Source organism: Rhodoblastus sphagnicola, assembly GCF_002937075.1.
In the GTDB taxonomy this organism is placed as follows: domain Bacteria; phylum Pseudomonadota; class Alphaproteobacteria; order Rhizobiales; family Beijerinckiaceae; genus Rhodoblastus; species Rhodoblastus sphagnicola.
Window position 1 is genome coordinate 1 of the sequence record NZ_NHSJ01000139.1, and the last position, 9,543, is coordinate 9,543.

General features: G+C 62.7%; 6 protein-coding genes and 5 pseudogenes. 7 read left to right on the top strand and 4 right to left on the bottom strand.

Features of this window, described 5'->3' with window-relative positions; translation table 11 throughout:
• Together CCR94_RS25470 and CCR94_RS25360 are read right to left on the bottom strand one after the other, a co-directional pair.
• Positions 1-640: pseudogene (locus CCR94_RS25470) on the bottom strand (hypothetical protein); the annotation flags it as partial.
• 101 nt (positions 641-741) lie between these two features.
• Complete coding sequence (locus CCR94_RS25360; protein WP_158254889.1) at positions 742-882, bottom strand: hypothetical protein; 141 nt, start codon at positions 880-882, stop codon at positions 742-744.
• Between the two features lie 390 nt (positions 883-1,272).
• On the opposite strand from CCR94_RS25360, the pseudogene CCR94_RS23810 reads away from it, so the two are divergent.
• The 3 genes and pseudogenes from CCR94_RS23810 to CCR94_RS26255 all read left to right on the top strand — a co-directional run.
• Positions 1,273-1,809: pseudogene (locus tag CCR94_RS23810) on the top strand (ATP-binding protein); the annotation flags it as partial.
• Positions 1,760-1,915: pseudogene (locus tag CCR94_RS23815) on the top strand (transposase); the annotation flags it as partial. The pseudogenes CCR94_RS23810 and CCR94_RS23815, both read left to right, overlap by 50 nt.
• A 53-nt stretch (positions 1,916-1,968) precedes the next feature.
• Positions 1,969-2,304, top strand: coding sequence for a recombinase family protein (locus tag CCR94_RS26255; protein ID WP_244594215.1), 336 nt, complete (start codon positions 1,969-1,971; stop codon positions 2,302-2,304).
• A gap of 201 nt (positions 2,305-2,505) precedes the next feature.
• Here CCR94_RS26255 and CCR94_RS23825 read toward each other — a convergent pair whose 3' ends face one another.
• Positions 2,506-3,156, bottom strand: coding sequence for a TetR/AcrR family transcriptional regulator (locus CCR94_RS23825; protein ID WP_104510772.1), 651 nt, complete (start codon positions 3,154-3,156; stop codon positions 2,506-2,508).
• 101 nt (positions 3,157-3,257) lie between these two features.
• Here CCR94_RS23825 and CCR94_RS23830 point away from each other — a divergent pair, with 101 nt between their 5' ends.
• The 4 genes and pseudogenes from CCR94_RS23830 to CCR94_RS24830 form a co-directional block, all read left to right on the top strand.
• Complete coding sequence (locus tag CCR94_RS23830) at positions 3,258-4,466, top strand: efflux RND transporter periplasmic adaptor subunit (RefSeq protein WP_425332357.1); 1,209 nt, start codon at positions 3,258-3,260, stop codon at positions 4,464-4,466.
• Between the two features lie 15 nt (positions 4,467-4,481).
• Complete coding sequence (locus tag CCR94_RS23835) at positions 4,482-7,613, top strand: efflux RND transporter permease subunit (protein ID WP_104510773.1); 3,132 nt, start codon at positions 4,482-4,484, stop codon at positions 7,611-7,613.
• Entirely contained in the window at positions 7,610-9,109 is a 1,500-nt protein-coding gene (locus CCR94_RS23840; protein ID WP_104510774.1) for an efflux transporter outer membrane subunit, read from the top strand. The genes CCR94_RS23835 and CCR94_RS23840 overlap by 4 nt, the downstream gene beginning before the upstream one ends.
• 19 nt (positions 9,110-9,128) lie before the next feature.
• A pseudogene (locus CCR94_RS24830) lies at positions 9,129-9,256 on the top strand (IS66 family transposase); the annotation flags it as partial.
• A gap of 181 nt (positions 9,257-9,437) precedes the next feature.
• Here the strand turns inward: CCR94_RS24830 and CCR94_RS23845 are convergent.
• A pseudogene (locus CCR94_RS23845) lies at positions 9,438-9,543 on the bottom strand (IS200/IS605 family transposase); the annotation flags it as partial.

The window sequence follows — 9,543 nt, forward strand, 5'->3', positions numbered from 1 at the left end:
CCCCGAAGCGGTTGTACCCCGAGCCTCCGCCGCCGCCCGAATAGCCGCCGCCGCCGCCGCCCTCGGTGGATCCCGCCCCACCGCCGCCGTAGCCGCCTGGCTCGCCCCATGTGTTGACGCCGCCAGCCAGGGATGGATAGGCGCCGCCGCCGGTGGCGTTGCTGCTGTTCTGGCCGCTGGTCAAGAAGCCGCCGCCGCCGCCGCCGTGGTTGTTTGGGTTGGCTTGACCCCCGTTGCCATTGGCGCCGCCGGCGCCCGCGCCTGCACCGCTGCCGGACGAACCGAAAGTGGTGATCTGGCCGCCTGCTCCGCCGCCGCCGAAAGAACCCGCGCCGCCGCCGCCGCCGGCGACCACGACCAATGTGGCGGTCGAAGTATCGAAGACGAAGCTTCCGCCGCCGCCGCCGCCGCCGCTGTTGGTCGAACTGCCGCCTTGGCCGCCGACGACAAGATTCAACACATCGCCGGCGGCAAAGCTGTAGTCTCCGATGATGATGGCGCCGGCTCCCCCCTGCTTTGAATTACCACCGTTGCCGCCTTGGGCGCCCGCCACGGTGATTTCGTAGATCCCCGCGGACGTGATGGTCAGAGTGCTGGCCGACCCTGTGTAGCCGAAGGTGATGACCTGAGCCTGCGCCATGCTCGCGATGGGCAGGCAGGCCAATACGCCACCGGTTAACAGATATTTACGGAACTTCGGAGGCCTCCGGGCCACGATTTGAATGGCCTTTATCATGTTGATTAATCGTCACCGTGAAGTTGAAGATCGTAGGCCGTCGCTCTCGTCGGAGCCGAAATGGTGAAACGCGTCACCGCCTCACCGCGCATATCGTGAAATGCCCATTCCCAAGCGAATGAAGCGGCGCCGATATTGATCTTCATTTGATAATTGCTCCCGGTTTCTAACGTCGATCCGCGAGGCGGATAAAATTGACTTTAGAATTTGCTGTCGCCGAGCCCACATTATTGGCCATTGCCGAAAGCAGCAATCATCCATGACGACTAAGCCAAATTGCTTGCGTGACGCTTGCTTCGTGCGAAATCGGCCTTCCCTCTCGCGTCAGGGCGATCATGGCTAGCCTTGCCGGCATTTTTGCCGACCCGGCAGCAAAATCGCCCACAAGCGCTGATCGCGTCGTCGAAACCAATGACAGCTTTCCAGCGAATATGCGGATAGGCTTATTGAAAACCCAAATTCCGGTTTTGGCGCATCCTTTCCGTTGAGCCATCGACGGGTCTGCCTCCGGGACCAGTCCTTCGCTTGAAGACCGCATTCCGCCCATCCTTGCGCTTGCTGGCGACGTCGACAGCATTCCGGTTCTTCATAATTCCGCTGACGCCGAGTTGGAAGCGGCCGTGCCCATTCTCTCCCAGTTGCTCAAGGCCGAAACCACTGAGCGCGACGTCCGCTCGGTCGCCAACAGGGTCAAGGCGGCGCGCTTTCCGTCCTACAAGGATTTGGCCGGGTTCGACTTCGCCTCAAGCGAGGCCAACGAGGCCCTGGTGCGCCAGCTCCACCGCTGCGCGTTCATCGACAGCGCCGACAACGTCGTCCTGATCGGGGGACCCGGAACCGGAAAGACTCACATCGCGACCGCGCTCGGCATTCAAGCCATCGAGAGTGACCGCAAGAAGGTCCGCTTCTTCTCGACGGTCGATCTCGTCAACGCCCTGGAGCAGGAGAAAACCCAAGGAAAATCAGGCCAAATCGCCGAACGGCTGGCGCGCTGTGACCTGATCATCCTGGATGAACTCGGCTATTCCGCGCCGCTGGGTGGTCGAGCGCACTTTCGCTTGGCTCGGAAGATGCCGAAGATTGGCGAAAGACCTCGAAAACCTCACGCGAAGCGCCGTGGCGTTCATTCGTCTCGCCTCAATCCGCCTCATGCTGCGAAAGCTTTGCTTGAAAACGTAAACTTTTGGGACGGTCTCCAAACTCAAGGTTTTCCGTATATGTTCGTCGGATATATGCGCGTCTTCTCGACCGACGACCGGCAATCGAATGACTTGCAACGCGACGCCCTGATCGCGGCGGGCGTCGACGAGCGCCATCTCCACGCCGACAAGGCCAGCGGCGCCCGCGACGACCGCCCCGGCCTCAAGGCCTGTCTCCTGGATTTGCGCACCGGCGATTGTCTTGTCGTCTGGAAATTCGACAGGCTGGGACGGTCGCTGCCCAACCTGCTCTCGATCATCGCCGACCTGAAGAAGAAGGGCGTGGCGTTCCGCTCTCTTACGGAGCAGATGGACACGACCACGCGCCGCATGGCGAGCTTCTGTCTTTGGCGCTCTGGCGCAATATGAGCGCCTTGACTCGCGAGCGGGTTCTGGCGGGATTGGCAGCCGCCAAACGCCGGGGACGCCGTGGTGGCCGCCCACCCGCCATTTCGCGCGCGCCGGCGTTCTTACTCCGTTCCGCTACACTCCACTTCGCAAGAACGCTGGCGCAAAATCCTGAAACCGTGAGTGGGAAGGTACAGGGGGGGGGCGCTCCGCCGCTCCCCTTTATGAATTGCGTTCATTAGTCTGTCGACGACGCGTTCCGTCGAGAAACACGCTGATGCAGCGCTTGATGTGCGCGCGATGTCGTTCCGGCTCGAATGGCGGCGGCTTAGGGAACTGCGGATTGGAGGTCGCGAACACCATCGCCATCAGCATGGAGCTGTAATCCGTTGGATCACCGGGAATTGCGATCTCGCCGCTTTCGCTGCGCCGCGCGAGCCAAGCCCCCAACTCGACCCTGGACTGATCTATGCCCCGCCGCCGAATGGCTTCTGCAAGCTCCGGCGACAATTCCCCTTCCTTTGCGGCAAGCTGCAAGATCGCGCGCCGTTCTCCTTCCTGTTCGACACTGATGTCGATGCGAAAAATAACGGCCAAAGCCTCGTCGATCGGCATGGCGTCGCTCACATCGTCGAACGCCAGCATCGTACCGCGATGTTGATCGACGATGGCTTCGAACAATGCGGTCTTGGACGGGTAGAGACGATAAAGGGTGTGTTTCGACATATGGCATGCGGCGGCGACCGCGTCGGTTGTGGTCCGTTCATAGCCATTCTCGATGAAGAGATGTTCGGCCGCCTCAAGAATTTCCCTGCGGCGCGCGGCGTCACTCTGAGTCGGCGGACGGCCGCGGCCCTTTGCGATACAAGACAAAACAACTCCTCGCGTTGAAGCCTGACGGGGGGCGACCCCTTGACCGTTCGGTCAGAATCATATTTAAGGTACCACAGCGTACTATAAATATGAGGCTGACGTTGCGACATTTTTTAACCCACAATGTGCGCATTCCGAAACGGCAGCTTCGCCTTCTTCCGCCGCTCGCCGCGATGCTCGCCTTGTGTGCTTGCAAGGACAACACCGAGGCGGATCGGCGCGCCCCCACGCCTCGTGTCGAGGTGAGCGTGGTCACGCTCCATCCCCAATCGGTCGCCATTACCGCCGATCTTCCCGGCCGCACCGCAGCCTCTCTGGTTTCGGAGATTCGTCCGCAAGTCACCGGCATCATCCGGGAACGGCAATTCAAGGAGGGCGGCGACGTCAAAATTGGCGATCCGCTTTACCTCATCGATCCCGCGACCTATCAAGCGGCCTATGACAATGCCTTGGCGACCTTGGCGCAAGCCGAGGCCGCGGTTCCCAGCGCCAGGAACAAGGTTGATCGCTACAAGATCCTGGTCCAGAAAAAGGCGATCGCGAGCCAGGACTTCGACGATGCGACGGCGACGCTCCAGCAAGCGACGGCGGCCGTCGCCATCGCCCGCGCCAATGTCGCAACAGCCAGAATCAACCTGGATAACACGCGGATCGTGGCGCCGATCAACGGCCAGATCGATCGCTCGTCGCTGACGCCCGGCGCGCTGGTTTCCGCCAATCAGACGACTCTGCTCACCACCATCCGCACCATCGATCCAATCTTCGTCGACGTGACGAAATCGTCGTCGCGCTTCCTGCAATTGCGCGAGGCCATGGCCAAGGGCGTGCTGAAAATCTCCGGCGACAACGTCAGGGTGCGGCTTCGGCTCGACGATGGGTCGTTCTACACCCAGGACGGCCAGATGGAATCGCGTGAAGACAATGTCAGCCAGACCACCGGCACATTCGCGCTGCGCGCCGTCTTCCCCAATCCAGATCATTTGCTGCTGCCCGGCATGTATGTCCGCGCCGTGGTCGAGGAAGGCGTGCGCGACAAGTCCTTCCTCGCGCCGCAACGCGCGGTCAGCCACGACAACAAGGGCGAGTCCGTGGCGCTTTTCGTCAACAAGGACGGAAAGATCGAGCAGCGCACCCTCCAGATCAGCCAAAGCATCGGCCATAGCTGGCTGGTCGAGAGCGGCGTCGCCGATGGCGACCGCATCCTTGTCGAAGGCGCCCAGCAGGTGCGCGTCGGCCAGGACGTGGCGACGGTGGAAGCTGTGATCGACGACAATACAGGCGAGATCGTCTCGCGCGGCGCGCGGCGCTGAACACGGAGCATCCGGATGGCGCGTTTCTTCATCGATCGGCCGATCTTCGCCTGGGTCGTCGCCTTGTCGATCATGCTGCTCGGCCTGCTGGCCCTGCGCAGCCTGCCCATTGCGCAATATCCGCAGATTGCCCCGACCAGCGTCAATGTCACCGCCAATTATGCCGGGGCCGATGCGCAAACGGTCGAGGATTCGGTCACCAAAGTGATCGAGCAAGGCCTGACCGGCCTCGATAATTTCGATTACATGACGGCGACCTCGACCTCGACCGGACAGTCGCAGATCACGATCACCTTCACCGCCGGCGCGGACGCCAATATCGCGCAGGTTCAGGTGCAGAATAAATTGCAGCTGGTTCAGCCCAAGCTGCCGTCCACGGTGCAAACGGCGGGCATCACCGTCGACAAGGCCACCTCGGGCTTTCTCATGGTGATCGGCTTCATCTCCACCGACGGGTCGATGAACTCGACCGATCTCGCCGATTACGTCTACAGCTCGGTCAACGATACCTTGAGCCGCCTGTCCGGCGTCGGCGAAACAACTTTATTCGGCTCGAATTACGCCATGCGCATCTGGCTGGATCCCAACAAGCTGTTGAAATATGCGCTGATGCCCGGCGATGTGGTCAGCGCCATCACCGCGCAGAACACCCAGCTCGCCGTCGGCCAGCTTGGCGCTCTTCCCGCCGTCAAGGGGCAGCAGCTCAATGTCACCGTGACCGCGCGCAGCCGCTTGCAGACGCCCGCGCAATTCCGCGACATCATCCTGAAGAGCCAGACCGACGGCTCGGTGGTGCGCATCGATGACGTCGCCACAGTCGAACTGGCGGCGGAAAACTTCAATTCCGCCAGCACCTACAACGGCCAGCCCGCGGCGGGCATGGCGATCAGCCTCGCGTCCGGCGCCAACGCCATGACCACCTCCGCCAATGTCGTGGCCGCGCTGAATCTCCTGAGCAAGAGCTTTCCCGTGGGCTTGCGCGTGGTTTACCCCTATGACACCACGCCTTTCGTGAAAATCTCCATCGAGGAAGTGGCGAAGACGCTGATCGAGGCGATTGGCCTCGTCTTCGTCATCATGCTGCTTTTCCTCCACAATATTCGCGCGACGCTGGTGCCGACCCTGGCTGTGCCGGTGGTGTTGCTTGGAACCTTCGGGGTGCTGGCGGCGCTGAATTATTCGATCAACACGCTCACCATGTTCGGCATGGTGCTGGCCATCGGCCTGCTGGTCGACGACGCCATTGTCGTGGTCGAGAACGTCGAACGGCTGATGCGCGAAAAGGGTCTCGATCCGCGCCAGGCGACCATCCAGTCCATGCAGGAAATCTCGGGCGCGCTGATCGGCATAGCCACGGTTCTGTCCGCTGTTTTCGTGCCCATGGCGTTTTTTGGCGGCTCGGTCGGCGTGATCTATCGCCAGTTTTCCGTCACCATCGTCACCGCCATGGCGCTTTCGGTGTTTTGCGCCCTGAGCTTCACGCCGGCGCTCTGCGCCACTTTGCTGCGGCCCCATCGGGAAGGCCATGAAGGCCGGTTCGCGCTGTGGTTCGACCGCAATTTCGAGCGCGGAGCCGGCGCGTATCAGGGCGGAGCGGCGCGGGTGCTCGCCCGCCCGCGCGCCGCGCTGGCCGTCTTCGGCCTGTTGGTGGCGCTGATGGTCGCGGCCTTCGTCCGCTTGCCGACATCGTTCCTACCCGACGAGGATCAGGGCATTCTGATCGCCTCGGTGCAATTGCCGGTGGGCGCCACGCGCGATCGCACCCAGGCCGCGCTGGACGATGTCTCGCTTTACTTCCGCGAGCAGGAAAAGGACGCAGTCGAAAGCGTATTCACCGTCGCCGGATTCGGTTTTGGCGGCCAAGGGCAGAATGTCGGCATTTCCTTCATTCGTATGAAGGATTTCGACTTGCGCCAACAGCCGGGTCTCAAGGCCGCCGCCGTGGCGCGTCGCGCCATGGGCCATTTCGCTCAGTCGCGCGATGCGATGATTTTCGCCTTCCAGCCCCCGGCGGTGCAGGGCATGGGCAATTCCAACGGTTTCGATCTCTTCCTTCAGGATCTGGGCAATGACGGCCATCGCGCCTTGCTCGACACCCGCAACAGGCTGCTCGGCCAGGCCGCGCGGGACCCGCTGCTGATGGCGGTGCGTCCCAATGGCCAGGATGACACGCCGCAATTGCAGATCGACGTCGATCAGGAAAAGGCCAGCGCCTTCGGCCTGGGGCTGAGCGATGTCAACGCCACCATCGCCACCGCCTGGGGCAGTAATTACGTCAATGATTTCATGGATCGCGGCCGGGTGAAAAAGGTCTATGTGCAGAGCGCGGCGGATTTCCGCATGCAGATCGAGGATCTCGACCGCTGGCACGTGCGCAACGCCAACGGCGACATGGTGCCATTCTCGGCCTTCGCCTCCTCGCATTGGACCTTTGGCTCGCCGCGTCTTGAACGGTACAATGGCGTCTCGTCCGTGGAACTTCTGGGCGCCGCGGCGCCGGGCGCCTCATCCGGCACGGCGATGAACGAGATCGACAAGATCGCGGGCCAATTGCCGCCGGGCTATAACGTAGCCTGGACCGGCCTGTCCTATCAGGAAAAGCTCTCCGGCAGCCAGGCGGCCGCGCTCTACGGCATTTCGCTCATCGTGGTCTTTCTGGCGCTTGCCGCGCTCTATGAGAGCTGGTCGATCCCCTTTGCCGTTCTGCTGTCGGTTCCCGTCGGCATATTGGGCGCCTTGATCGGCGCCACATTGTTCGGCCAGAGCAACGACGTTTATTTCAAGGTCGGCCTGCTCACCACCATAGGCCTGTCGGCGAAGAACGCCATTCTGATCGCGGAATTCGCGGTCGAGCGGCAATTGCGCGGCGAGGGGTTGGTCAAGGCGACGCTCGAAGCGGCGCGCCAGCGCTTGCGGCCGATCCTGATGACGTCCTTCGCCTTCATCCTCGGCGTCGCGCCTTTGGCTACGGCCAGCGGCGCGGGTTCCGGCGCGCAAAACTCCATCGGCATCGGCGTCATGTGCGGCATGATTTTCGCCACGGCGGTCGGCGTCTTCTTCATCCCGATGCTGTTTGTCTCGGTGCGCAAGCTGTTCCCCGCGCGCCAGCCCGTTGCGACTTCTCCGATTTCCGAGGCGCAATCATGATCCGCTCCGCCTGTCCCGTCGCGCTGGTCGCGCTGTTGCTGGGCGGCTGCGCCGTCGGGCCCGACGTCACGCCGCTCGATGCGCCGGTTCCAGAGAAATGGAGTGAAGCGCCCAAGGCTTCGTCCAGGCCGGTTCGGCTTGGCGATTGGTGGCGGGCATTCCGCGACCCGGCGCTGGATTCGATCATCGAACAAGCGGTGGCGCAAAATTTGACCGTGGCGACCGCCAGGGCGAAGGTCCGCGAGGCGCGCGCCACCCGCCGCGTCTCGGCCGCCGCTTTGGCGCCGTCCCTGAGCGGTTCGGGTTCGGCGAGCCGCGAGCAGACGCCGGGGAGCCAATCCGGCACAGGTCGAAACTATGACTACAACCTTTATTCGGGCGGTTTCGACGCCAGTTGGGAGATCGATCTTTTCGGCGGCAATCAGCGGACGCTGGAAGCTTCTCATCAAGCCCTGCGCGCGGTGGAGGACGATCTGGACGCCGCCTTGCTGACCTTGATCGGCGATGTCGCCAGCGACTACATCGAGGCGCGCGGCTACCAGGCGCGCATCGCCCTGGCGCAAAGCACGGCGAAATCGCAACGCGACACCGCCGCCTTGACGCGCAACAAGTTCCAGGTCGGCTCGGCTTCGGCGGTCGATACGTCCAAGGCCGAGGCGCTCGCCGCGAGTACGGAAGCGACCATTCCTCCGTTTCGCGCCGCCTTCGACCAGACCGTGCATCAGTTGAGCGTTCTCACCGGACAGGCGCCCGGCGCGCTGGCCGCGCGCATGGCGGCGGCGCGCCCCATTCCGTCGCCGCGCAAACCTCTGCCGCTCGGCCTGCCGGGGGACCTGCTGAAAAACCGTCCCGACGTGCGCGCGGCGGAAAAGCGCGTCGCCCAATATACGGCGCAGATCGGCTCCGCCGAAGCCGCGCTTTACCCCAAGCTGACCATCACCGGCGCGCTGTCCACCAAAGCCTTGCGAGCCGAGGATTTCGCAAAGGCTTCGACCCTCGCCTGGTCCTATGGGCCGAGTTTGACCTTGCCGTTTTTCCAGGGCGGAAGCCTGACCGCGCAGGTGGATCTCGCCAAGGCGACCCGCGACGAATATCTGATCGCCTGGCGCGCAACCGTGCTGACCGCGCTGCGGGATGTCGAAGACGACATTGTCGCGTTGAGCCAGGAAAAGCTGCATGCGAAGAAACTGGCGGAAGCGACGGCGGGCTACGCCAAGGCGGCGGAGCTTTCCCAATCGCTCTATTCCATGGGCAGTTCAAGTTACCTCGATGTGCTGGACGCCCAGCGCTCGCTCTATTCCGCGCAGGATTCGCTTCTCGTCAGCCGCATCGCCATAGCCACGGATCACGTCGCGCTGGCCAAAGCCCTGGGCGGCGGCTGGACGAGGCAAGTGGACAGCTCCACGCCGGAAATCATCGATCGTGAAGAGGCGCCGCATTTGCCGCCGACGCCGCCCGAGCCGGAGCTGACGCTGTTCGATCTCGTTCGACCGTGATGGGCGCGGTGGCCCCGGTCGGCCCTGGAAGGACGAGACGCCGCCGGCGGTGGCCTATTTTTCAGTCCTGACCGCAAGGGCGAACATCCGCGAAAGCATCTCGAAAACCTCCGCGGCGTGCTGCATGCCGATGGCTACGCCAGCTTTGGGTCGTGCGGCTGAGCGGACCAGGAAAGTGTCGTAAGGGGGATTGTTTCTTTTCAAAAGTCCCATTCGGAAGTAAGTATCCCCCGGCAAAGCCGGGTGCTTTAGGGACGTGAGCCGCTCAAAGCGGCAGATGGGGACGCTAAGGCGTCCCCGGATTATGGGGGCCACCTGAAGGTGGCCGTCAGCGCCAGAGGTTCAGTTGTTCGAGCCGCTGATCCTCTTGTTCTTGGTGTCGGATGTATTCGCGGATCACGGCTTCGTCGCGACCAACCGTCGAGACAAAATAT

Excerpts from the sequence above, each read along its gene's own strand:
- CCR94_RS23835 (WP_104510773.1), top strand. The coding sequence starts at position 4,482 with ATGGCGCGTTTCTTCATCGATCGGCCGATCTTCGCCTGGGTCGTCGCC.
- CCR94_RS25360 (WP_158254889.1), bottom strand. The coding sequence starts at position 882 with ATGAAGATCAATATCGGCGCCGCTTCATTCGCTTGGGAATGGGCATTT.
- CCR94_RS26255 (WP_244594215.1), top strand. The coding sequence starts at position 1,969 with ATGCGCGTCTTCTCGACCGACGACCGGCAATCGAATGACTTGCAACGC.
- CCR94_RS23840 (WP_104510774.1), top strand. The coding sequence starts at position 7,610 with ATGATCCGCTCCGCCTGTCCCGTCGCGCTGGTCGCGCTGTTGCTGGGC.